22 protein-coding genes and 1 other annotated feature are annotated in these 25,294 nt (G+C 41.1%); of the genes, 6 read left to right on the top strand and 16 right to left on the bottom strand.

Going from position 1 to position 25,294, the window contains the following annotated elements:
- Nucleotides 1–499 precede the first annotated feature (499 nt).
- Together IEV18_RS12245 and tyrS are read right to left on the bottom strand one after the other, a co-directional pair.
- Nucleotides 500–1,516, bottom strand: coding sequence for a DUF1646 family protein (locus tag IEV18_RS12245; protein WP_188392671.1), 1,017 nt, complete (start codon nt 1,514–1,516; stop codon nt 500–502).
- 482 nt (nt 1,517–1,998) lie between these two features.
- Nucleotides 1,999–3,270, bottom strand: a complete 1,272-nt coding sequence (tyrS, locus tag IEV18_RS12240) for a tyrosine--tRNA ligase (protein ID WP_188392670.1) — start codon at nt 3,268–3,270, stop codon at nt 1,999–2,001.
- 50 nt (nt 3,271–3,320) lie between these two features.
- Nucleotides 3,321–3,542 (bottom strand) — a binding site (T-box leader).
- Between the two features lie 136 nt (nt 3,543–3,678).
- Here tyrS and IEV18_RS12235 point away from each other — a divergent pair.
- The 4 genes from IEV18_RS12235 (at nt 3,679) to IEV18_RS12220 (ending at nt 9,257) form a co-directional block, all read left to right on the top strand.
- Nucleotides 3,679–6,696 (top strand): transglycosylase domain-containing protein, encoded by a 3,018-nt coding sequence (locus IEV18_RS12235; protein WP_188392669.1) that lies wholly within the window; start codon nt 3,679–3,681, stop codon nt 6,694–6,696.
- Between the two features lie 112 nt (nt 6,697–6,808).
- Nucleotides 6,809–7,465: a GNAT family N-acetyltransferase gene (locus IEV18_RS12230; protein WP_188392668.1), complete on the top strand. Its 657-nt coding sequence runs from the start codon at nt 6,809–6,811 to the stop codon at nt 7,463–7,465.
- Entirely contained in the window at nt 7,459–8,109 is a 651-nt protein-coding gene (locus IEV18_RS12225; protein WP_188392667.1) for an acetoin utilization AcuB family protein, read from the top strand. Before IEV18_RS12230 ends, IEV18_RS12225 begins: the two co-directional genes overlap by 7 nt.
- Nucleotides 8,106–9,257: an acetoin utilization protein AcuC gene (locus IEV18_RS12220; protein WP_188392666.1), complete on the top strand. Its 1,152-nt coding sequence runs from the start codon at nt 8,106–8,108 to the stop codon at nt 9,255–9,257. The genes IEV18_RS12225 and IEV18_RS12220 overlap by 4 nt, the downstream gene beginning before the upstream one ends.
- Nucleotides 9,258–9,274: 17 nt before the next feature.
- On the opposite strand, the gene motS is transcribed toward IEV18_RS12220, so the two are convergent.
- The 4 genes from motS to IEV18_RS12200 all read right to left on the bottom strand — a co-directional run bounded on the left by motS (nt 9,275) and on the right by IEV18_RS12200 (nt 13,157).
- Nucleotides 9,275–10,063 carry a flagellar motor protein MotS gene (gene motS, locus IEV18_RS12215; protein WP_188392665.1) on the bottom strand — a complete coding sequence of 263 codons (789 nt, stop codon included), beginning with the start codon at nt 10,061–10,063 and terminating at the stop codon, nt 9,275–9,277.
- Nucleotides 10,053–10,877: a flagellar motor protein MotP gene (motP, locus tag IEV18_RS12210; protein ID WP_188392664.1), complete on the bottom strand. Its 825-nt coding sequence runs from the start codon at nt 10,875–10,877 to the stop codon at nt 10,053–10,055. Before motP ends, motS begins: the two co-directional genes overlap by 11 nt.
- Before the next feature lie 75 nt (nt 10,878–10,952).
- Nucleotides 10,953–11,951 (bottom strand): catabolite control protein A, encoded by a 999-nt coding sequence (gene ccpA, locus IEV18_RS12205; protein WP_188392663.1) that lies wholly within the window; start codon nt 11,949–11,951, stop codon nt 10,953–10,955.
- 129 nt (nt 11,952–12,080) lie between these two features.
- Complete coding sequence (locus IEV18_RS12200; protein ID WP_373281920.1) at nt 12,081–13,157, bottom strand: bifunctional 3-deoxy-7-phosphoheptulonate synthase/chorismate mutase; 1,077 nt, start codon at nt 13,155–13,157, stop codon at nt 12,081–12,083.
- A 119-nt stretch (nt 13,158–13,276) separates the two neighbouring features.
- Between IEV18_RS12200 and IEV18_RS12195 the strand changes: the two genes are divergently transcribed.
- Nucleotides 13,277–15,400 (top strand): cell division protein FtsA, encoded by a 2,124-nt coding sequence (locus IEV18_RS12195; protein ID WP_188392661.1) that lies wholly within the window; start codon nt 13,277–13,279, stop codon nt 15,398–15,400.
- Between the two features lie 82 nt (nt 15,401–15,482).
- Here the strand turns inward: IEV18_RS12195 and IEV18_RS12190 are convergent, their stop codons facing one another.
- The 9 genes from IEV18_RS12190 to IEV18_RS12150 all read right to left on the bottom strand — a co-directional run bounded on the left by IEV18_RS12190 (nt 15,483) and on the right by IEV18_RS12150 (nt 23,944).
- Nucleotides 15,483–15,773 (bottom strand): YtxH domain-containing protein, encoded by a 291-nt coding sequence (locus IEV18_RS12190; RefSeq protein ID WP_188392660.1) that lies wholly within the window; start codon nt 15,771–15,773, stop codon nt 15,483–15,485.
- A gap of 9 nt (nt 15,774–15,782) precedes the next feature.
- Nucleotides 15,783–16,196 (bottom strand): DUF948 domain-containing protein, encoded by a 414-nt coding sequence (locus IEV18_RS12185; protein WP_188392659.1) that lies wholly within the window; start codon nt 16,194–16,196, stop codon nt 15,783–15,785.
- A gap of 214 nt (nt 16,197–16,410) precedes the next feature.
- Nucleotides 16,411–17,727, bottom strand: a complete 1,317-nt coding sequence (gene murC, locus IEV18_RS12180; RefSeq protein WP_188392658.1) for a UDP-N-acetylmuramate--L-alanine ligase — start codon at nt 17,725–17,727, stop codon at nt 16,411–16,413.
- Between the two features lie 155 nt (nt 17,728–17,882).
- Complete coding sequence (locus tag IEV18_RS12175) at nt 17,883–19,001, bottom strand: nicotinate phosphoribosyltransferase (protein ID WP_188392657.1); 1,119 nt, start codon at nt 18,999–19,001, stop codon at nt 17,883–17,885.
- A gap of 41 nt (nt 19,002–19,042) precedes the next feature.
- Nucleotides 19,043–21,415: a DNA translocase FtsK gene (locus IEV18_RS12170; protein ID WP_444542329.1), complete on the bottom strand. Its 2,373-nt coding sequence runs from the start codon at nt 21,413–21,415 to the stop codon at nt 19,043–19,045.
- A 168-nt stretch (nt 21,416–21,583) separates the two neighbouring features.
- Entirely contained in the window at nt 21,584–22,192 is a 609-nt protein-coding gene (gene ytpR / locus IEV18_RS12165; RefSeq protein ID WP_188392656.1) for a YtpR family tRNA-binding protein, read from the bottom strand.
- A gap of 18 nt (nt 22,193–22,210) precedes the next feature.
- Nucleotides 22,211–23,014: a DUF1444 domain-containing protein gene (locus IEV18_RS12160; RefSeq protein ID WP_188392655.1), complete on the bottom strand. Its 804-nt coding sequence runs from the start codon at nt 23,012–23,014 to the stop codon at nt 22,211–22,213.
- Nucleotides 23,015–23,037: 23 nt separating this feature from the next.
- Nucleotides 23,038–23,361 (bottom strand): thioredoxin family protein, encoded by a 324-nt coding sequence (locus IEV18_RS12155; RefSeq protein WP_188392654.1) that lies wholly within the window; start codon nt 23,359–23,361, stop codon nt 23,038–23,040.
- A gap of 79 nt (nt 23,362–23,440) precedes the next feature.
- Nucleotides 23,441–23,944, bottom strand: coding sequence for a lipoprotein (locus tag IEV18_RS12150; RefSeq protein ID WP_188392653.1), 504 nt, complete (start codon nt 23,942–23,944; stop codon nt 23,441–23,443).
- Nucleotides 23,945–24,093: 149 nt separating this feature from the next.
- On the opposite strand from IEV18_RS12150, the gene IEV18_RS12145 reads away from it, so the two are divergent.
- Complete coding sequence (locus tag IEV18_RS12145) at nt 24,094–24,534, top strand: YtoQ family protein (protein ID WP_188392652.1); 441 nt, start codon at nt 24,094–24,096, stop codon at nt 24,532–24,534.
- Nucleotides 24,535–24,639: 105 nt separating this feature from the next.
- Here the strand turns inward: IEV18_RS12145 and moaD are convergent, their stop codons facing one another.
- Entirely contained in the window at nt 24,640–24,873 is a 234-nt protein-coding gene (gene moaD, locus IEV18_RS12140) for a molybdopterin converting factor subunit 1 (RefSeq protein WP_188392651.1), read from the bottom strand.
- Nucleotides 24,874–25,294: the final 421 nt, after the last annotated feature.

Here is a 25,294-nt window from a genome sequence, read left to right as displayed (position 1 = left end):
GGCCTCTTTCTAAATGTATTTGCCCGTCAAAGCATACATTTATGATAGAGTGCTTTCTCTTTTTTTACCAGAATTTAGCTTAAATACCCCTCGAGAAATATTTTACACATAGTATTTGAATCTTTGCGGTTTTGCCAGCATATTAATCACATCTTCTGAATTTTTCATCCCCTGCTTATGATAGGCCATTAACACTGCACCCATTTCCCGACGAAGCTTTGGCGATTGAAAGACCAATTCCTTAAAGATATCCCTCTATTCCAGTTCCTGCTTTATTGCAGCTTCTAATACCACAAGTTGAACATTCGTTTTCGCATCTTTATTTTTGCCCGGATGGGAGCCGCCTCCTGTAAAAGACTCCGCGACGAGAAGATAACGATAAATATCGTGGAATCGGACGAATGGAAATCGTGGAAGATTTAGTGCAAAAATCGGAAAAATATTTAAAGAAAAAAGCGGAGTTCCTTCTTGGCAAGGAACCTCCGCCTTCGTTTCAATATTACAGACCAGTGAATAGCAAGATGATAAAGACAATGGTCATAAAGACTAATCCAAACGGCACACCAATTTTTGCCCACTCTTTACTTGTAATATTTAATTTTCCGGCGGCAATAATGTTCGGAATATTACCCGGTATAAGCATTCCGCCACTTATAATCAATCCAAGTAAAATCGCCTCTATTGTTGCAGTGCTCATGGCAGGACTGATTTCCGCTGCTGCCAATGTGGCATTATCCAGGACGGCAGAAATCATATTAATCCAGTAAAGGATCTTTGGATCTAAGTCCAGCAAGTAAGCGTTAATTAACGGTTCAAATCCTGCACCTAACATCGTTAAACCGAAGACGAACAAGTAGATTTTTACCGAGCGAATAATAATCTCCTGATAGGATTCTTCTTCTTGTTCCACTTTTTCCCCTGTACCTTTACGGCGTTTGACAACAAATGCGGCAAATATACCAAGGATAATAACACTAGGGATAATATAAGCACCGACTAGTTCAACAAGATAGAAGAAATCCTCCCCTAATTTACTGACCGTAATCGTAGATAATGGTTCACCAATCGGGGTTAATGCCGCCCCCATACCAATGGAATAACAAGCGATGATAATTAGCAGCAATTCATCTCTTCTTGCCAAACGAAGGTTGCTTACAATCAATACTAAAACTAGCGCAGCGATAATCGCTGTAATGATACTGGAAATAAAGCCTAACACGATAACAACCAATGCAACGAAAAGCGGAAAAGGCATTTTATGACTTACCGCATCAATGGCGTTTCCAAGCTGAGTCTGAAACCATTTAAACAATAAACCGGCAATAAGAACCGCCAACGTAATTTTAATCGGATCCTGCAACGCGTGCATTAATAATTCCATATTAAAGACTCCGCTCACTAAGGCTGCCAAAATCCCCATAATAAAGAGGAAATACTCTAGATTATGTTCTACTTTTTTCACCGTAAACGGCAAAAATAATACTAAGAGCAAAATAATTAACAATCCTATAATCATATCCATCCCCCAATACTTTTTTTGACTTATTCTATTCTAGTGTTTCAAATCCATTAGGCAAATGTCATAATTCCTAAAAAGCTAATATGTATCCATTTAATGATTGCATTCCACTTAACATTTTCATTTTTTCAAAATATTCAAAAAATAAATTTGTGCTTTAAAGGCAAAGATAGGAATATACCTTTTCGTTGGCAAGCCTTCTATTTGCAATGACTGGAATATAATACTGCACCACAGTGATTATAAGCTTGTCCTTTTGAAGGTATAAATCGTACCCTCAAAACAACCAATCGACTGCTCTTTTATTGTAAACACTTTCATTAGGAATTATGAATTTGATTCTTAAAATAAAATAACATAATGAAAACTTAAAAACAACTTTAAAATAAGCGAAACCAGTAGAAAAGTCGTATATTTTCTTCCTTTATTGACAAAATTCGACGATACATTCGGCGGTAAGCCGATGTATCGTCATTAATTTATTTATACTCGACGAGGAAATATTTCTTCTTGCCCCGGCGAATGATCGTATATTGATCGTCGATTCGGTCCTTTTCCCCAACGACATATTGCAGATCTTGAATGCGGTCGCCATTCAAATAGATGGCACCATTTTGGATATCTTCCCGTGCCTGTCTCTTGGAAGGAGAGATTTTAGCCTGAACAAGCAATTCAACCAAGTTTATCTCTTCATTTTCAAGCTGGGAAGTCGGCACATCTTTTAACCCTTGTTTTATTTCTGATCCTGATAACTGTTTCACATCACCGCTGAATAGGGCTTCGGTAATTCGTTGCGCCTGTTCCAGCGCTTCTTCACTATGGACCAGCTTCGTCATCTCTTCTGCCAGCCGTTTTTGGGCAATCCGTTTTTCAGGCCGATTATTCACTTCTTCCTCTAATTCCGAGATTTCATCCTCTGTTAAGAAAGTAAAGTATTTAATAAATTTGATAACATCCCGGTCATCGGTGTTGATCCAGAACTGGTAAAATTCATACGGGGAAGTTTTTTCCGGGTCAAGCCATACGGCTCCGCCGGCAGTTTTTCCGAATTTCGTTCCGTCTGCTTTTGTGATTAGCGGTACCGTCAGGCCGAATACTTTCACTTCTTCGTCCAAATTTTCCCGGGAACGGCGAATGAGTTCCATTCCGGCAGTTATATTCCCCCATTGGTCACTTCCGCCGATTTGCAAAACACAGTTTTCTTCTTCGTAAAGTTTGAGAAAATCGAGTGATTGCAAAATCATGTAGCTGAATTCCGTGAAAGAAATGCCATTTTCAATCCGGGATTGAACCGAATCCTTCGCCAGCATATAGTTGACGCTAAAATGCTTTCCAGCATCCCGCAGGAAGTCAATCACTGATGTTTCTTCCAGCCACTCCATGTTGTTACGTACGACAACCGCTTTTTCATCTGTCCCAACTTCCAAAATTTTGCTGATCTGTTTTCGGATGCTTTCGCTATATCCACGTACGACTTCCTTTGTATTTAACGTTCGCTCTGTTGACCGTCCGCTCGGGTCACCAATCATCCCTGTTCCTCCGCCAACTAGGGCAATCGGACGATGCCCTGCTTGCTGGAACCTTTTCAGCATAATCAGGGGCACTAAATGACCGATATGCAAGCTGTCCGCCGTCGGATCAAATCCGCAATATAACGTAATCGACTCATTTTGCAATATGTCACGCAGTCCTTCTCTGTCGGTTGTTTGCTGAATGAGTCCGCGGTTTTCTAGATCTTGAATGAGATCCATCATCATCACTCCTGTTATTTTTTTTGCAAATAAAAAAACCCGCCCCACACATAAGGGACGAGTTAGTTACACGCGGTACCACCCTTGTTGCAATAATTATTGCCACTTTGCATTGTTAACGGTGTTTCCACCGTTCCTTGAGACAGCATATCCCGTCCCAAAGAATTGCTCCGGAATGTAATTCACAGGCAAATTTGTACGGACTTCCACCAGCCGTCCGCTCTCTTAAAACAGGGATTTGCCGTGCTACTTCGTTCCTTCATTGCAGTTTCCGCTATAGTTAATGGAATTATTATTAATTCATAACATATTTTGTAAAAAAATGCAATAGGATGTTCAAAAAAATATAATACTATAGAAAAATGAGATATGGTATAATTGGAAAAAGAAATTTTCGGAGGTACAGATATGAAGTTAGGGAATGGGTTTCAACGGTTTTTCGAACGTGTTAAATCCATTTGGAATTCAAGTGATGAGTCATTTCTGCAACGAGTCATCACCTTTTGGAAAACCGGAAAAATCCAAAAAATATCACGTATTACATATGATGTCACTTGGAATATTATTTTATACTTCCTCATAATCGGTTTAATAGGAATATTTTTTGTTGGCGGAATAGGCGCCGGGTATTTTGCCTCCCTCGTGAAAGACGAACCGATTCGCACTTATGCGGAAATGGAAGAGGATATATATAACTACTCGGAAACATCGAAATTGTTCTTTTCCGACAACGTTTATCTCGGAGATGTAAGAGCTGACTTGCACCGGGAAGAAACAACGCTTGATAAAATTTCGCCTCAGCTTATTCAAGCAGTGATAGCGACTGAAGATGAATATTTTAAGGAACATCAAGGAATTGTGCCAAAGGCGATTTTAAGAGCGATATTCCAAGAGATAACCAATTCCAGTATGCAATCAGGCGGAAGTACGCTTACACAGCAATTGATTAAAAACCAAATTTTAACGAACGAAGTTTCTTTCGAACGGAAGGCAAAAGAAATTCTCCTTGCTCTCCGCCTGGAAAGATTTTTTGATAAAGATGAAATTTTGGAAGCGTACCTAAATATTATCCCTTATGGCCGGGATGCCGCTGGAAGGAACATTGCAGGTGTGCAAACGGCAGCTCAAGGAATATTCGGAATTGATGCCGATGAAGTGAATTTAGCCCAGGCCGCCTATCTGGCCGGCTTGCCGCAAAGTCCTTCCTATTATACTCCTTTTACTCCTTACGGCGAATTAAAGGATGAAGAAGGTATCCAGCCCGGAATAGACAGAATGAAAACGGTATTAGCTCGGATGCTGGAACTGGAATATATTACGAAAGAAGAATACGATGAAGCAATAGAATATGATATCGTTTCTGATTTTACCGAAGCAAAAGAATCACCGATCGATTCCTATCCTTATTTAACCTTTGAACTGGAAGAGCGGGCAAAGGAAATATTAAGAGTGGTGCTTGCTAAAGAGGACGGCTACTCGGAAAAAGATTTAGAGAATGATGAAGATTTATATGAAGAATATGACATTTTGGCAGAATGGGCTTTAAGAAATAACGGATATGAAATTCACTCTACCATTGATAAAGAGATTTACGATAAGTTCCAGGAAGTGGCAAGAAACTATGAATATTACGGCCCCGACCGGACGATCGTTGTGACCGATGAGGAAACCGGAGAAAAGGTAGAAAAACCGAATCCGGTCCAAGTCGGAGCTGAATTAATCGAAAATGCAACCGGAAGAATTATCGCTTTTGTTGGGGGTCGCGGTGCAAACGAAGAGGAGTATTATAACCACGCAACGCAGGCGAAACGGCCAATTGGAAGTACAATCAAACCCCTTATTGACTATGCTCCGGCGATGGAATTAGGGGTAGTACAGCCGGGGACGCCAATATTGGATACGAATGAATCTTTCCAATACCCTGGCATGCCAAAACCATGGAATCCGGGCAACTACTCCGGTGCACATTATGGCATTGTATCCGCCAGGGAAGCATTGGCAAAATCCCATAACGTTCCTGCCGCAAAAGTTTATATGCAAATTATTAATGAAAATCCAGCCAAAAACTATCTTGAAAAGATGGGCATTACAACGTTGACGGAAGAAGACTATTATATTCCTTCCCTATCTTTAGGTGCTGTAACAGAAGGAATCACCATTGAAGAAAATACGAATGCTTTTGCTACGTTTGCCAATGGCGGAAAATTTGTCGATGCCTATATGATTGAAAAAATTACGACGAAAGACGGAGAAGTCGTTTATGAGCATAAACCGGAACCGGTCGAAGTATTTTCTCCGCAAACCGCCTATTTAACCATCGATATGCTGCGGGACGTCCTAAGATATGGTACTGCAACATATATCCCGACCCAATTAAAATACCGCAATGTCGATTGGGCAGGAAAAACGGGAACATCCCAGGATTGGAAAGACGCCTTATTTGTCGGATTTAACCCAAATGTATCGATTGGAGTATGGATGGGGTATGATACACCAGCATCATTGCATACACCTGGAGCACTTACATACAGCCAAAGGGTAAACCGGCTGTGGGCAGAACTTGTGAATGCAGCGACGGACATTAATCCGGAACTGATGGCACCGGCAGAACGTTTTCAAATGCCTGAAGGAATCGTTTCCCGCAGCTACTGTGCCATCTCCGGCATGTTGCCATCCGATTTATGTGCGGAAGCCGGTTTAGTCAAAACAGATTTATTTAATGCTAAATTTGTTCCGACGAAGAAAGACGATAGTCTCGTTCGCGGTTCATTAGTGATGGTGGACGGCAAGGCTGTATTGGCAGGGCCGAATACACCGAAAGAATTTGTCGAAGGCGACGGACTAATGTTTAATCCGGAATTTCTCAAACGGATGGGGTATGACAAACTTGGTGATTTATCGAAGCTTTTCCCGCGGGGCGAACGGGAAAAATGGGAAAAAATTGCTTTCCCAAGCGGAGATTATAGCAGCAGCACCGGAGTCAAAGACGACGGAAAAGCGCCAAATTCTCCGACATCGGTGAACGTCTCTGGCAATCAGATAACGTGGAAAAAGCCGGGAAACAAAGATATTGTCGGCTACCGAATTTACGGTGCTGCTGACGCGGACGGAAAGTTTGCCAAAATAGGCAGCACAACTGATCAGAGTTATCGGATTAGCGGAAAATACAATGCATTTTATGTAACTGCAGTAGATTATTTTGGCATGGAATCCGGCCCGTCTAAAATCGTCACCGTGAAAAGCGCGAAACAACAAAACGATACGGCCGAAAAAGACAAAGAGAAAGAAACGAAGAAAAAACCGCAAAAGCAGAAAGGCGATAAAAAACAGAAACAAAATGACCAAAAGCAGAATGGATCTGAAGGCAATAACGAAAATGAAGAAACACCAGATGAACAAGGAGAAGATGAAGAGAATGGAACCTGATTCGTTCAGGTCCATCTCTTTTTTTGTACCAGAAATAGTTATAATATTCGCTAAAAAATTTGCTGAAAATCTAGTATACTTAAGTTGTAGAGTTTTTCATGGTGGTGAAGGAATGGAGCACATAAAAACCTATTATAAAAAGCGAATACAAACAACGAAAGGAACCGTTATTCTGGAAGGCCCGCTTCCGTCCGACCAGCTTATTCAGTATGAATTTCATCATGGTTTAGTCTCTTTCCGGCCTGCTAAAAAGCAGTTTGAAGCATTGCTTAATATTGCCGACTTTCCTGAGGGGAGAATTAATATTGCCCGCCACGAACAGACAATTATTGGATATGTCACCTTCTTATACCCTGATCCGCTCGAAAGATGGTCCGCTTTTCAAATGGAAGACCTCATTGAACTCGGTGCCATTGAAATTATTCCTGATTTTCGCGGCGAGAAAGTCGCTACTCAGCTTTTGCAGCTTTCCATGATGGATCCTTTTATGGAAAATTATATTATTATTTCCACTGAATATTATTGGCATTGGGATCTTGCCGGTACAAATTTAAGCATTTGGAATTACCGCAAAATGATGGAAAAAATGATGGCTGCCGGAGGTCTTCGTCCTGTACCAACCGATGACCCAGAAATCATTTCCCACCCTGCCAATTGTTTAATGGTTCGAATTGGAAAAAAAGTATCGGAAGCATCAATCCAAAAATTTGATAAGCTTCGCTTTTTATCAAGGATTCAACAATCACAAAGGGAGGATTTTTTATGCTAGTAGAGGAAATCATGAAAACCGATTGTATTACTTTGCCGCCAAACGCAACGATTAAAGAGGCGCTGCACCTTTTGCAGGAACATCGCATCCGCCATATTCCCATTGTTGACGACCATTACCGTGTCATCGGCATCGTATCGGATCGGGATGTTCGTGATGCAAGTCCGTCCATTCTATTAAAAGAACCAAATGAAGACGATTTGTTAAACGAAATTCATACGATTATGAGCTCTCCTGTTCTTACAGTCCATCCTTTAGATTTCGTGGAAGAAATTGCGAAAGTTTTTTATGAAAATGAAATTGCCTGCCTCCCTGTCGTTCAGCATGACCGTTTAGTTGGCATCGTTACCGAAAAGGATATGTTGTATACGTTGATTCAGCTTACCGGAACCCATGTCCAAAGTTCCCTCATTGAAGTAAAAGTCCCTGATATTCCTGGAGAATTGCCAAAGGTAACTTCCATCATCAGCAAGCGTAATTTAAATATTGTGTCGGTTCTAATATACCCGTACAAAAATGATCCGAACTATAAAATTATCGTCCTCCGAATAAGAACGATGAATCCGACTCCAGTCATTCAAGATTTGCGGCAAGCGGGATACAAGCTGTTATGGCCAAATAATATTCCGGAGCCAAAAATATGAAAAAGAAAGCTGTTTTTATATACGCGGATGCCTATTTGTCCTACCATTTTAACGAAGAGCATCCCTTTAATCAAAAACGGGTATTATTAACAAAGGAATTATTGGAGTTTTCTAACAGTTTGTCAGAGGAAGACATTATTCCTCCCCGCCTTGCCAGTGAAGAGGAAATCGCCCTTTTACATGATGAAGATTACATTGAAGCTGTAAAAAGGGCTGGAGAAGGAAAGCTATCCATTGAAAAGGGGTTACAGTTCGGCTTAGGTACCGACGATACACCTATATTCCCGAATATGCATGAAGCGTCCAGCATGATTGTCGGAGGCTCCTTAACGGCGGTTGATGCCGTATTAACGGGGGAAGCGGATCATGCTTTAAATTTAGGCGGAGGACTGCATCACGGCTTTAAAAGAAAAGCCTCCGGGTTTTGCATTTATAATGACGGAGCAATTGCAATTAAATATATCCGGGAAAAGTATAATTTAAAAGTGCTGTATGTGGATACAGATGCCCATCATGGAGACGGGGTACAATGGGCTTTTTATGATGACCCTAACGTATGCACCTTTTCCATCCATGAGACTGGAAGATATTTGTTTCCGGGCACCGGCTATGTCAATGAAAGGGGAATGCGCAGCGGATATGGCTATTCTTTTAATTTGCCAATTGATGCATTTACCCAGGATGAATCCTTTTTGGAATTATATGAAACAGCTTTAAGAGAGATTGTCCATTATTTCCAGCCCGATGTTATCGTTAGCCAAAACGGGGCTGATGCCCATATGTTTGACCCGCTAACCCATTTATGCGGTTCAATGAAAATCTATGAACGGATTCCTGAGCTGGCCCATGAACTTGCCCATGAATATTGTGACGGCAGATGGATTGGGCTTGGCGGCGGCGGCTACGATATTTGGAGAGTTGTGCCAAGAGCGTGGGGACAAATTTGGAACGTGATGAAAACGGATACAGTGGCAGTTGGACCATTGCCAAAGCAGTTTTTGGAAAAGTGGCAAAAAGAAGCACCGTCCGCTTTGCCAGCGGAATGGCAAGATAATGAAGCGGATTTTCCTGTCATTCCAAGGAAAGCAGACATTGAGGAAAAAAATCGGATTCTTTTGCAGCAGCTGCTAAATATTATCCAAATTTAAAAGGAGCTGAATGTTTCTTATTCAGCTCCTTCCTTCGTTTCCAGGATGACGATTTCTACCCGTCGGTTTTTCTGCATATTTTCCTCAGATGTATTGGATGCGACAGGTCTTGTCTCCGCATAACCAACTGAGGTAAAACGCTGACTGTCAATTGCAAAGTTGTCAATTAAATACCGGATGACGCTGCTTGCCCGGGCCCCCGAAAGTTCCCAGTTGGACGGATAACGGTAATTATAGATTGGTCTGGAATCTGTATGTCCCTCGACTCGGACTCGATTAGGAATGCCTTGAAGAAATTCTCCGACTTTATTTAAAAATCCTTCTGCTGATTCCAGAATTTCAGCCTCGCCCGTTGCAAACAAGATCGAGTCCTGCAATACTAACGAAACGCCCTCTTCGGTGCGGTTCGTTGAAATGATGCCATTTAAATCATTTTCGTCTAGAAAGGACTGGACATTGTCTTCCAAACTGCTGTGTTGAGCAGTTCCCTCTTCCTCTTCTGCGTTTCCAGACGGATCGGCTGCCTCATTATTCGTCATCGGAATCCCATCTGAATCCCCGCCGTTATTCCCTCCTGTACTGGAACTGTCAGAAGGATATTCCATCGGCACGGAAGATGGAAAAAAATCAAAAATCATCCGGTTTTGAAAGGACTCAGAGATGGCCTGAAACCGATGCTGGTCAATTTGTGACATGGAAAACAGTAAAATAAAAAAGACTAAAATAAGTGTCACCATATCCGAGTACGTAACCATCCATTTGGGAGAACCGCTACTTTTCACTTGCCGTCTCTGTCTACGCTTCATTGAAAGTCTCTCCTGAAAATTCTTCTACCTCATTTTCTTTTTCTTTTGCCATATCTTCTTCAGACAAAAAGGCACTTAGTTTTTCTTCCAAAATACGCGGGTTTTGTCCAGACTGGACGCCGATAATTCCTTCAATAATAATTTGTCTCGTAAACACTTCTTCTTCTGTTTTTGCTTCTAATTTGCTTGCCATCGGATGAAAAACTAAATTGGCCAGTACTGTTCCGTATAGCGTTGTTAATAATGCGACCGCCATAGCAGGTCCGAGGTTTTCCGGATTAGACAATTGATTAAGCATCAGCACGAGACCGATAAGGGTTCCGATCATTCCCCAGGCAGGTGCATAATCTCCCGCTTTTTCTAAAATAACCCGGCCTTTATAATGCCTTTCCTCCATCGCCGTAATTTCTGCTTCCATAATGTCTTTAATGACTTCGGGTTCAATACCGTCGACGACGAGCAAAATTCCTTTCCGGATAAACGGATCGTCAATATCATCCAGTTCATTTTCTAATGCAAGAATTCCTTCCCGCCGTGCTCTTTCTGCCAAACGGACGAATAAGCGGATTAATTCGGAAAGCCGGATATCATTTTTGTACAATGTTTCATTAATGATTTTGCCGGTGAGCTTAATTTGCTCCAGCTTAAACGTAATAAACATGGAACCTGTTACCCCGCCAATCACAATAAGAATACCAGCAAAGTCTATAAAGGATAAAAATCCATCTGTTCCCGAGTTAGACATGATGGCAAGGATAATCATTACAAACCCAAGTGTAATGCCGATTGGAGTCAGAATATCTCTTTTTTTCATCGTTCGTATCTCCCCATGCAATATGAGTTATTGATTCATTTTAATTGAAAGCAGGACTTAACTATATTATCGGCATTATTTTATTAAAGTTGAGTTTCTTATTTCAATTCGGTGAGGCAAAATTACATTTTTCTCTGTCACTTCTTCTTTATTCATGTATTTTGTTAATAGCCGCATGGCAACCGCCCCGATATCATACATTGGCTGTACTACTGTCGATAAAGTCGGCCGTACCATTGTTGCGAGTCGTGTATTGTCAAAACCGAAGACTTGGACATCTTCCGGCACCTTATATCCCAAATCCTGGGCACCGTGAATAACACCTAAAGCCATTTCATCCGATGAAACAAAAATTGCCATTGGCTTTTCTTCCAATTCGGAGAGCTGTTTCGCTGCTTCCATTCCTGATTCATAGCTATGGTCCCCATGGGCAATAAAATCTTCTCTTAAAGGAAGATTTGCTTCTTCCAGCGCCCGTTTGTATCCGTTGAATTTTTGCAAATTAATGCTCGTCTCTTCGCTGCCAGCTACAAATGCCGGATGGATTCCTCCATCGATAAAATATTTCGTTGCTTCGTATGCTGCTTTTTCATAATCGATATTCACCGTTGGCATTTGACCGGTATCGTCATAAGTAGCAGCAAGCACGACAGGCACATTGGCAGAATTAAATTGCTGGATATGCTCATCTGTAATCTTTCCGCCCATGAAAAGAATGCCGTCCACTTGTTTTTCCAGCATCGTATTAATCAATTTAATTTCCTTGTCTTTATTTTGGTCGGAGTTGCTTAAAATAATATTGTATTTGTACATCGTGGCAATATCTTCAATTCCCCGTGCTAACTCGGAAAAGAATATGCTGGAAATATCCGGGATAATAGCACCGACCGTCGTCGTTTTTTTGCTTGCCAAACCCCTGGCAACCGCATTTGGCCGGTATCCTAATCTTTCAATTGTTGCCAGCACTTTTTTCCGGGTACTCGGTTTTACATTCGGGTTGCCGTTTACAACACGAGAAACCGTCGCCATCGATACGTTCGCTTCTCTAGCTACATCATAAATTGTTACTGTCATTTGTCATACCTCCTATACGTATACCTAGTACATCTTTTCTTTTTTATATCATACTCCACTAAAGTTAAAAATACAAAATTAAAAAAGACTGATTCATCTCTTTCGGATGATCAGTCTTTTCTATTTATTTTAGCCTAATCTTCTTTCCAGGTCCGTTAATTCTTCATAAAATTTGTCAAATGTCGGAATATCCATTTGCTGAGCAGAGTCTGATAAAGCTACAGCCGGATCTGGATGAACTTCCGCCATAATGCCATCAGCACCTATGGCAAGGGCCGCCTTCGCAGCCGGCAGGAGCAAGTCCCGTCGACCGGTAGAATGGGTCACATCCACCATGATCGGCAAATGGGTTTCTTTCTTTAATACCGGAACCGCCGAAATATCCAGCGTATTTCTCGTTGCCGTTTCGTAAGTTCTTATTCCCCGCTCACAGAGAATAATATTCCCGTTGCCGCGGGAAATAATGTATTCAGCTGCATTGATAAATTCACTAATTGTTGCCGATAATCCGCGCTTAAGCAAGATCGGCTTATCTATTTGTCCCGCTGCTTTTAATAATTCGAAGTTTTGCATATTCCGTGCTCCGATTTGAATGACATCAACATAATCGACAGCGATTTCTAAATCTTTCGGAGTCACAATTTCACTAACTACTGCTAAATCATATTCATCGGCAACCCGTTTCAAAATTTCCAATCCTTCTACACCTAGACCTTGGAAATCATATGGAGATGTTCTTGGCTTAAAGGCACCTCCACGCAGCAGTTTTAATCCCTTCTCCTTCACTGACTTTGCCACTTGGGCTGTCTGTTCATAGCTTTCCACTGCACAAGGGCCAAAGACATGATGTTTCTTCCCATTGCCGATTTCAATGCCTTTAATGCGAATAACCGTATTTTCCGGCTGCTTTTTCCGAGAAACGAGCAATGCTTTGCGGTGATCATCTTCCTGCAGCTCCAGGCCTGCTTTAAAAATTTCTTTAAATATATGCTCAATGGTCGAATTTTCAAATGGACCGGTATTATGTGACGTAATGAGATCAAGCATTTCCCGTTCACGGACCGGATCAAATTTTTTCATGCTTTGCTTTGACTTAATTTGACCAATTTGCTGAACTATTTCGGCACGGCGGTTAATCAGTTCCAATATTTCCAGGTTGACCTCATCAAGCTGTTTGCGCAACGTATCCAAACTACTACCCATCATCGTTCCTCCTAAAGTATCTTAATAATTAGTGACAATTATAGCTAAAATTCTTTCATTTGTCACCATTAAGTTTATAATTAATAAGAATAGGATTTTTGCCCCGCAAAGGAGTGGTTAAGATGGAAGATCTCATCTTTGCCTTAGACATTGGCACCCGTTCCGTCACAGGAATTTTATTAAGAAACGAACATGAGCGTTATAAATTAGTAGATTACTATATGAAAGAATATAAGGAACGCTATATGAAGGACGGACAAATTCACCATGTCATTGCCGTCAGTGAAGTTATTCAAGAAGTGAAAAATGAATTGGAAAAAAGGCAGCACCTTTCCCTTTCCCGTGTCAGCGTAGCTGCAGCGGGCAGAACATTAAAAACAATGACTGCAGATGCAGATATGTCGCTAAAACATGCGGTCACCAGTCAGGAAGCGGTACGGCATTTAGAACTGACTGCCGTTCATCATGCCCAGGAATTATTAACGGCCCAGCAGCAAGGTACCGGTCCCAATCATTATTACTGTGTCGGTTATTCAGTATTGCGCTATAAAATCGATGGCGAAGAAATCGGGTCTTTAATTGATCAAAACGGGGAAAATGCATCCGTCGAGATTATTGCCACCTTTTTGCCAAAAGTTGTAGTGGAATCTCTCCTTGCTGCCCTGGAACGGGCTAATTTGGAAATGGAAGCATTAACATTGGAACCAATTGCTGCGATTAAAGTTCTAATCCCTGAATCGATGCGGCGCTTAAACGTTGCATTAGTCGATATCGGCGCAGGAACAAGCGACATTGCGATTACCGATAAAGGAACGGTTGTTGCCTACGGAATGGTCCCTGTTGCAGGCGATGAAATTACCGAAGCGATTAGTGACCAGTATTTGCTGGACTTTAAAGATGCGGAACAGACAAAACGGAAGATTGTGAATGAAGGGAAGGCAACGGTTGCGGATATTCTCGGCTTCGAGACGACAATTACATACGACACACTCGTTTCCGATATTTCTGCCCAGATTGAGAATTTGGCTGAGGCGATTACCGATGAAATTCTTCGTCTAAACGGCCGCTCTCCCCGGGCGGTAATGCTGATTGGCGGCGGAAGCTTAACGCCGGAACTGCCAAAAGTTATTGCGAGAAAGCTGCAATTGCCGGAAAATCGGGTAGCTGTCCGCGGACTGGATACGCTGCAGCATATCGAATTAAATGAACAGATCCCTAAAGGGCCGGACTATATCACCCCAATAGGCATTGCCATCAGTGCAAACGAAAATCCAGTCCATTACATACAAGTAAAAGTAAATGACAATACTTTCCGCCTATTTGAATTGAAACGACTGACGATCGGTGATTGTCTAGTACATGCGGGAATCAATATAAAGAAATGGTATGGCCGACCGGGAATGGCTTCCTTCGTTAAAGTAAACGGAAAAGATGTTTCCATACCGGGAGAGCTGGGGGAACCGCCAAAAATCTTCTTAAACGGAAAATTGGCATCTGTAGATGACGTTATTTCCGAAAACGACGAAATTACCATCCAGCGCGGGAAAGACGGAAAACATGCCCAGCTTACGTTAGGTGAATTTATTGGAGAAACGTCACCCGTCCCAGTATATTTTGAGAACGAAGTATATAAACTTAAACCGGAAATATACGTGAACGGCGAGAAAAAGGATAGTGATTATATTATTAGAGACGGGGACGAAATTAAAATTATTCAAACAAAAACTGCCTATGACTTTATAGAACAGATCGTTTCCGGACAATGGAACCATACTTTTCCGGTTTATGTGAACGGGGAGGAAGTGCAACTGGAAGCAAGCGGAACCAGTTTTGTCGTGAATGACGAAAAAGTAGACGAAGATTATCTATTAAAGCCCCATGACCGAATTACTATATTGCCGGATGAACAAGTTATAGTGGAAACGTTGTTAAAACAGCTGAATCAATCGTATTACCATTCCATTTCCGTTACGTTTAACGGGGAACCAGTAACTTTGCAGCAAGAAAATATTGTAGTCGAAAGGGACGGGCAGTCTCTCTCATTACAAAGTCCCCTTTCCCCTTTTGATGAATTGACATTAACGGAAAAAGAAACCGCTGACTTTATTTTCCAGGACGTTTTCCGCTATGTTGATATAGATATGACGGGCAAAACAGGAAATTTTTCATTGTACAGGAATGGGGAAGAAACAACTTTTTACTCAGCAATCTCTGACGGGGACCATTTAGAAATACGCTGGGAATAGGCACATAAGGCTAAGAGGGCCATCAAAAATACTCGGAGAGAAAAATTTCTCTCCGAGTATTTTTGTTTTGCATTTCCGGCCACTATATCCCATTGTCAGATTCAGCCTGTTTTTTCCTTCCTTTGGAGACGATGGCCATCTTGCGAATTTCTTCCACAGTAGTATATGCCTTCTCCTTTAGGCCGCTCCCTTTCTCCTGTGCAATATTTCTCCATTCCTCCGTGTGATATTTCATCCTTAAGGCGCTTCGATTTATCGTTCCGCGAAGCTCCCTGCCGGTTTTCGGAGCAAACAAAATTGCTAATGAAGTGCCAATCACTGCTCCTGCCACAGTGCCGATTATAAATTCTTTCGTACTGAATTCTTCCGCCATATGTACCTCCTATTTATTGCGGTTCTTCCTTTGACTGAAGTAGTCAACAATAGCCGCTCCCCATTTTACAGCTTGGGCCGCTTTTTCTTGGTCTACTTGGGACGCTTTGCGAATGCTTTCAGAAATTTGGTCTAATGATTTGCTAAAATCATTTAAGCAATCGCCAAATCCTTTTGCCCCGTCAAAAAAGGCATCTAATTTCTCCGACTTTTCGTTCAGGTCATCCGTCAATTGGTTCGTTTTATTCAGCAATTCTGTAGTTTCCTTCGTCACATCCTTCACTTGTTTATCCAAGCTTTGCAATGAGCTGGAAACATGCTGCATTGTTTCTCTCGTCGCTTTTAACGTAATGATAATAAATACGACTAATACGGCAAAGGATACAGCTGCGATTATTGCTGCGAGCGTAAGCATTAATTCCATGTGTATTTCACACCCCTTTTATTGTTCTGAATGATGTTATACGAACTCCCATCGGTTGAAAAGTGAGCACGCATATTTTTTCCATAATATTAGTATATAACTTTCAAGAAACTATTTCGACAATCTTCTTTTTGATTTTGTTTATTTTCCGTTCCTAAAAATAAAAAGTCTGAAGAGCATTCAGACTTTTACTTTATGTGATCCAGCTTGGAAATTACTCTGTTACTTTCTTTCCTTCAGAAATTTCTTTTTCATAGGCTTGTTGAAATTTCTGGATGTCTCCAGCTCCCATGAAAATTAACACACTATCTTCATGCTTTTTTAGGGCAGATGTTTGTTCTAATTCTAATACGGCGCTGTTCGGAATTAACTTTTGCAAATCATAAATGGTTAGCTGGCCTGATTCTTCCCGGGCGGAGCCGAATATATCGCATAAGTAAACGGAATCGGCACGGCTTAAACTATCGGCAAATTCCTGCATAAATGTTCTCGTCCTCGTAAAAGTATGAGGCTGGAAAATAGCGACGATATGTTTATCCGGATATTTTTTTCGGGCTGAATCAATTGTTGCGTCAATTTCCCTCGGATGATGGGCATAGTCATCAATCAGCACCTGATTATCGATTTTCTTTTCTGTAAATCGGCGCTTCACTCCCGGGAATGTGCTCATTTTCTTTATCGCTTCTTTCGGAACTCTTTCATAATCACAGATGGCAATAATCGCCAGCGCATTTAATACATGATGGTCACCGTACATCGGTATGGTAAACGTATCATAAAAAGTATCTCTGACAAAAACATCAAAGACCGTTCCTTCTTCTGTCTCTTTCACATTTTGCGCCTGGAAATCATTCGCTGGTCCAAATCCATAGGTAATGATTGGAACTTTTGTCTGCAATCGCTGCAGATGCTCATCATCCCCCCAGGCAATAATCCCTTTTTTAACCCGGTCCGCCATGGACTGGAAAGCATCAAACACATCATTAATGCTCGTAAAGTAATCCGGATGATCAAAATCAATATTTGTCATAATGGCATAATCTGGTTCATAGCTTAAAAAATGCCGGCGGTATTCACATGCTTCAAAGACGAAATATTTGCTGTCTTCATGTCCTTTCCCGGTACCGTCACCTATCAAGTAGGAAATCGGATAGGCTTGATCCAAAACATAGGCTAATAAGCCGGTAGTGGACGTTTTCCCATGGGCGCCTGTAACAGCAATACTCGTAAATTTCTTTAACCATTCCCCTAAAAATTCATGGTATCGGTAAAAAGTGCAGCCCAGTTCTTTTGCCTTTTTTATTTCTTCGTGATCATCTTTGAATGCATTGCCGGCAATTACCGTATATTCTTTTTTAATATTATCTTCGGAAAAGGGCAAGATTAAAATATTTTTTTCTTCTAATGCTTGCTGGGTGAAAAAACGTTTTTCTACGTCCGAACCTTGTACTTTTTCACCCGAATCTTGAAGAATTTGTGCAAGAGCACTCATTCCCGTCCCCTTTATACCAATCAAATGGTAAGTTGTCATAAACGAACCTCCAACATGTTCAAAAAAGTTAAAAACCCAAAACAGTGCATAACCATGGTTATTATAGCAAAAAACTACCGGGAATAAAATTAATTAATGTTACAGTTTAAATACCCGCTGTAATAAATGGATATGGCAGCACTGTTTCTTTTAGATTAATCTTCCGGCGGCCGGTATTCGACTTTTTCCAGTCGCGGATTAGGACGGTATCTGCGGCCTTCTTTTGCTTCCGGCTCTCCGTTTAATAGAACCAAATCCCCAGTAAAGCCGATATCGAGCTTTAATAAGCTCCTTCCGACCCCGTAAATATCAACCGGAACGTTTTTCTCTTCAAATTCACGAATCCGTTTTTCATTTAAGCCGCCGGTCACCATAATTTTTACATGATGAAACCCTTCATCGTCCAGCGCTTTCCGTAAAGCAAACAGCAATTCGGCATTTACACCGCGCGGGTCAAAGGTTCCCATTAAATGATGGTTTCTCAAGAAATACCGGTCGACAAGGGTCCGTGACGTATCCAGCCTTACGGACTTTAACGTTTCCCCAAACTCCCTTGCTACCTTTAAGGAATCGGTAATGACGTCATTGTTATAATCAACGAGCGCAGCCAAATCATCTTCCGGGAACATTTCATGATACGCCCGCGTTGCCGCAACAACGTCCCCGCGGAACATCTGAATTAGAGCATGGGGCATCGTCCCCATTCCTTCTTTCCCCCACCATTCATTCATGGCATGGGTAGCTTGTGCGGTAGATCCGCCGATAAATGCAGCATATCCATCCCCTGCCTGGGTCGTATAGTGATCATCCCGGTCTCCCATAAATATGACCGGTTTTTTCTTTCCTGATGAATGGGCTGCTTTTACAACATTGTATACATTTGTAGCGACAGATGTTCTTCTTGCGAGAATTCCGTCAATAATTCCTTCTAAATAGCCAAACTGCTGATACTTTCCGGAAATTGTAAGTACCGTTTCATATGGCTCGATTTTGTCGCCGTCACGTAATGATTTAATTTCCAATGTTTCCGGTTCATCTGCAAAAGTATGCAGAAGGGCAATCACTTCATCCGTTCCGCAAAGAACCGCGTGTTCTTTTTGGAAAAACTGCATCGTAACGTAATTATTCGGAAGTTTTTCTTCAGCAATTTTTTTTGTTTTTAAAAAATAGACTGCCGAAAACCATCCATCCTTAATACGAGGGTCAAATTTAAATGTTTTATTCGTAAGCCTGTCAATTTTTCCTTCTAATTTTAAGTCAATTTCCTTTTTCATCCTCGATACTCCTTTTATTTGATTTTCCCCCAAAATCGGATTTATTTTATCTCATTTTCAAATGGTTTTGATACTAATACTTCCCGCGGTTTACTTCCGTTTTGACCGGATATAATTCCTCGATGCTCCAGCGAATCCATCAGTCTAGCCGCCCGATTGTACCCGATTTTAAATCTCCGTTGTAATAAAGAAGTGCTGGCACTATTTTGCTCGATAACGAAATCAATGACATCCGGCAATAGATCGTCTTCCTCTTCATCAATCGTCACTTGTTCCAATAAATCTTCCTGTTCGAACAAATAATTCGGTTCAGCTAAAGTACGGACATAATTCGTTACCCGTTCAATTTCTTCATCGGATACAAATGGGCCTTGCAGGCGGACGGTTTTACCTGTTCCATTTTCTAAAAAGAGCATATCCCCTTTTCCGAGAAGCTTTTCCGCTCCGCTTACATCGATTATCGTCCGGGAGTCGACTTGTGACGAAACACTGAAAGCAATCCTGGTCGGAATATTTGCTTTAATTAATCCGGTAATAACGTCAACCGAAGGCCGCTGGGTTGCCAAAATCAAATGTATTCCGCACGCCCTTGCTTTTTGGGCGATCCTGCTAATCGACTCCTCTACATCATGGGGAGATGTCATCATCAGATCCGCCAATTCATCGATAACGATGACAATAAAGGGCATTTTTTCCTCTTCCCGGTGCTGCTGTACCATTTTCCGATTATATCCTTCGATGTTGCGAACTCCCTCCTGGACAAACTTTTCATACCGCTCTTCCATTTCGTTCACTGCCCATTTTAAGCTTTGGGTCGCCGCTTTCACATCGGTGATAACCGGTGCAACGAGATGGGGAATGCCGTTATATGGAGCAAGCTCCACCATCTTAGGGTCAATAAGCAGGAATTTCACCTCTTCGTAACTTGCTTTATACAACATGCTGATTAATAACGTGTTTATGCATACGCTTTTCCCGGAACCGGTTGCCCCGGCAATAAGGCCGTGGGGCATTTTTTGGATATTCGTTATTTTAGGCTTCCCTTCAATACTTAAACCTAAAGCAATCGTCAAAGGTGAAGTGCTTGATTGGAATTCTTCTGTTTCAAATATTTCCTGGAGTCCGACCATCCGAGCCTTTGGATTTGGTACTTCTATCCCAACTGTATTTTTCCCTGGAATCGGCGCTTCAATGCGGATATCTTTTGCCTTCATATTTAACTTTAAATCATCGCTTAAATTTTTTATTTTGCTAACCTTTACCCCCAGCTCCGGATGCACTTCAAAGCGGGTTACCGCCGGTCCTTGGGTAGCCCGAACAACGGAAGCTTTAACATGAAAATGTTTCAACGTTTCTTCCAGGAGCCGCTGCTGCTCTTCCAGCCAGAGCCGATTGTTATCGCTTTTTGGAACCGGATCATTCAATAAATGATTCGGAACAAAGAGATCAAGTTTCCTTTCTTTAGGTACCGCCGCTTCAGACATTTTTCTTTGTTCTGTGCCGGAATTTGAAGTTCCTTGTACATAGCTGGTTGACGATTCCTTCCCTTTATGTGCGATTTGACTATTTATTCGGTCTGCCGGTGTCATCAGCACGTTAAATGGAATTTGCGGCGTGCTTTGATGTTTTTTCCTGTCACCTAAATGCCTTCTATCCTTCCTTTTAACGGCCTGCTCCTGTGAAGACTTGTTAGCTGAACGGATGCTAGATTCATTTCCGACAGTCGTGGCAGCAAAATTTTCGTTTGATTCGTTTTCTTTCTTATGTAGTTTCTGACTGGAAACGTCCTTATTTTCATTTTCTATGACGTTCTCTGAATGTCCGCCTTCCTTTTGCATTAGTTCGGAACATTTCTTATTCTTCTGCTTTATAACCTGTTTTTGTTCCAATACTGTTTTTTGGTCAGCCGGAGATTCTTCTGTTTTTTCCAATGTGCTCGCCAATTGTCCGTTTAATGCAGCATGCACAGCGGGAGCTTCTTCCCGTAAATCATCGTTTTCTGCAATTTGCCTTTCATTGGCTGATTCCTTGCGCAGGAATGCTGGAATATTGTCCAAATCCTTCGCTGTTTGTTTTTTCAAAAATCCGTCAACCGGTGAAGGTATTTCTGTCACCTTAAACGGTTCTTTATTCCTTTTTTCTTCATGCTTTCCTTCGATTCCGCTCTTTGTTTGATTATTCACAAAAGACTGCTGTTCTCTCCGCTGATAAGCGGGAATATCGATGTCAGTTTTTTCTATTTTTCCCTTGACGACTGGTTCATCAGGAATAACCGGAAAACGAAAATTCCTTTTCTTCGGATATTGGTACGCTACTCTAGCGTGAATTTGTTTATTTACATGTGGCTCCGTTGTATGTTCTTCTGGATTAATAGAAGTCTCTTCATCGGAAAATAAATTTTTTACCCTCTGCACCCATTTCTCCCACATATTTTTCACTCATTTCTTATCCTTACATTGTTAACTATCATTGTAGCATTTTTTATTTATTTTTTGTAAATTTGTACCAATGTTTATGGGAATTCATCGCAGCTTCTTCCGAAAAAAGAAGTACTAGCCGCTGGACTAGTACTGAACTTACGATTAAAAAACAAATTCTTCGCCGACTGTATAGGAATCGTCTAATACATAAATCCCTTTCTCTTTTGGCGCATTAGGCAACCCAAGTTCCTTCTGAGAACAGATCATCCCATTGGAAGCTATTCCACGAAGCTCTGTCGGTTTGATTACTAAGCCGCTCGGCATGACTGCTCCAATTTTTGCAACGACTACCTTTTGCCCTGCGTCAACATTCGGTGCGCCGCATACGATTTGAAGCGGTGATTCCTCCCCGACATCTACTTGGCAAACACTTAATTTATCCGCATTTTCGTGAGGCTCCTTGGACATTACATATCCGACAACAAATTTCGGAGTTAAATCAAAATCAAGCGGGTCGTCAAGATTAAATTGGTCAAAAACAACTCGCATTTGCTCCAGCAATGATTCGGTGAGCTTAATTTTCCCTTTTTCCTCTAGGGTGAAATATTTCGATGCATTAAAAATATTGTAGCCGACAACCTGTTTGTCCTTTGTCGATGCAATGCGCACAATATCGCCAAATTGCTCATGCGTAATATGGTATCGATCTTCGTCTTTGACGGGTACAATTAATACGTCACCAATTCCTTCTGGGTTATAAAATACGTACATTCGTCCATCTCCCTTTCTTCAATCCGTCGGTTTGTTCTTTGCGAGGATAAATATTGGCTCCAGTTTTCTGTCTTCATAAATAAACGATAACGATGTAATAGGAATTCGTCCTTCGGTAAAAAATTTCATCGTCATATGGGCCAAAATATCGTATCCTGTACTATTTTGAATATCCGCAACTATAAGTACATCTTGATGGGGTACAGCAACCGCCATCTCCCCTTTGCATTTTGCCTTCATTTCTTCTAAAAAGGCATCATTTAAAATCCGGCTGGCATCATAGCCGTCTTGGGTTGCGATAAAATAATAATCATTGCCTCTTACCGTATCTTTTTTCGGTTCTGTCCTTAGCGACCGGACATTAAAACTGGCGATTTCATCGATCTGTTCTTTGCTCCAGCCTTCTTTTTCCAATAAAGATTCGTCAATAAGCTGATAAGACTTTCCCAGATCTAACGCATAAAAAATACGGGTTTCCACCGTATGGTCTTTTGTAACTAATTTTTTCCCCGACTTAGTTTTGACAGGAAAAGAAGTTGACCGGATTACCGGAAAAATATGTTTTTCCTTCCCATCCAAGTCGTATTGTTCATTCATGACGCGCAACGCTTCTTTAAGATGTTCTTCCAGTTCATCAATTGCGGATTGGCCCTCTTCCTGATATTTCGCAACGATATTTGGCAAGGAAACGGTTATCCCCTGTTTCGAATCTTTCCACTCAATCCGGAACGTATTTTTATCCCGGTTATAAGTCATAGAAAACCGTTCTTCGTCAAACAGTTCTTTTAGTTTTTTGTACATTTGGAAAGTTGTGATTCTCACATTCTCTACCACCTTATTAAATGTCAGGATGATGCTGGCAGATTTCGAATAAACTGGATAACTTCTTCCTTCGTCTTCCGGTCTCTGCTTACAAAACGGCCAATTTCCTTGCCGTTCTCATAGGCAATAAAACTTGGAATTCCAAGCACATCCTGCTCTTGGCATAAATCTATATATTTGTCCCGGTCAATGGAAACAAAAGTATATTCAGGAAAGGTTGCTTCAATTTCCGGCAAAAAAGGCTCAAGAAATCGGCAATCACCACACCAGTCAGCTGTAAAAAGCATGATCACCTTTCCGTCTTTCGCTAATGAATGATACTGTTCCGCTGATTCTAATTGTTTCACTCTTTTCACTCCTTCGGCATAATCATACCGTTATTCTCCTTCTCTTTCAATTCGGATGACTCCATCGAGGGCAAAAGATTCAGCTATTTGCAACAATCGATTTAGCGATGTTCATCATTTCTTCTGCATCTTTTTCCATATTGCCTTTCTTCGTCAACGTCGTAATCTTTACACCGCCAATACCGACTTGAATTTCATATCCTTCTCCCTCGTCAGGCATAATCCGGATATAGCCAAACTTTCCTTCGTCTTCAAAGGCTTCAAAAGCTAGTGTTCCAATCGTTTTTGCTTCGTTATAATGCAGTTTGCTGCGGCTATCTTCCAACTCATTATAAAAAACGATATATTTTTGGTCACCATCCTGCAAAATCACATTATGTTCATCCGCACTGTTTATATCAAACCGTTTCGGCACGTATAATGAAAAGTCTTCAGCTTCATAATTTACATTTACGGGAGTTTCGTCCTGGAAAATTTCTTTTGCTTTATCCACCGCATTTACCACCGCTTTCTCTTCCGACTGAAAATTGCTGCAACCGCTCAAGACAACAACTATTAAGATGATGAACAATAAATTCCTCATTTTTTTCCTCCCATAGTTCCTTTTTACCAATAAATATCATACTAAATAATCCCCTAAAAGGAAAATGATGAACACAGAAACTTCTTTACTTTTCATAAATGTCTAAATCATTTACTATGGAGGTAGACGATGTTGAAGGAGGAGAAGATATGGAAATAACTGTCTATTTGGCAGGACAAATCCATGATAATTGGCGGGAGGAAATTAAAGAAAAGGCAAAGGAAAGAAATTTGCCGATTCACTTTGTCGGGCCGCAAACGAATCATGACCGTTCCGACGATATCGGAGAAGCGATTTTAGGTGAACAGCCGGGGCCATATTACCGGGATGATGCTGCGTCCAGCATTAATAATTTCCGTACAGAACTTTTGTTGCAAAAGTCGGATGCTGTAATTGCGCTTTTTGGAGAAAAATATAAACAGTGGAATACGGCGATGGATGCAAGCACTGCTATTGCTATGAATAAACCAACGATAATCGTACGGCCGCCATCCCTCATCCATCCGCTTAAAGAGTTGTCCAATAAAGCAAATGTAACGGTAGAGACAGTAGATCAGGCATTAGATGTCCTCGCTTACGTTTTTGAATAAGAAACTAAATCTTGCAGGGGAAATGTTTCCCCTGCTATGTTTTGACTTTGCCTCGAACCATTTCATTTCTTAAAATATAAAACTTGATTGAACAGTTTTTTCGAATTAACCTCCGCTGACCGGCGGAATAAACGCCACCGTATCCCCTGAATGAATTGTTTCTTCTTCACTGGCATATTCCTCATTCACCGCAACCATGGCATGATCAATTTCCAATAAATTATATTTATCTTTTAATCTATGTTTTAATTCCTTTACAGTTATAGTTTCTATTTCTACATTCAGCCGGCTTACACCTAACTTTTCCTGTAAACTTGCAAACAAAAGTATGTTTATCATTATTTCCTCTCCTTATTTAAGCCTTTTATGAATAACCGCAATCATCGTTTTAACAAGGAAGGATTTAATATTCTGGCTAAAACACTCAATCTCTTTAAATTGGAGAAGCTGTTATTGCGGGAGGAAAACATAATCGCTTTGTATTTAAAGCAGGAACAAAATTGCAGCGATTTATTACAGAAATTTAACTCTCTAATAGACTGGCAAAACTTAATTAGGAACATAAAACCTCTCCTTCCCGGTTCAATTAACCAATAACTTCTTCTTTCTCACTGTCAATCAGCTCCGAACTTTGCCGAAATTTTTCCATTAGGAGCATTCCTGTAATGAAGAAATTTGAAGGTTGAACAAAAAAGAGTCCTCTTGGTATAGTACAGGGTGTCATGATCATGACCCCGAATTTAATAAATACCAAGGAGAG

Source organism: Compostibacillus humi, from assembly GCF_014637175.1.
GTDB lineage: Bacteria > Bacillota > Bacilli > Bacillales > Amphibacillaceae > Oceanobacillus > Oceanobacillus humi.
Note: the sequence above shows the minus strand (reverse complement) of the source record. Positions and strands in the feature narration are given on the sequence as shown.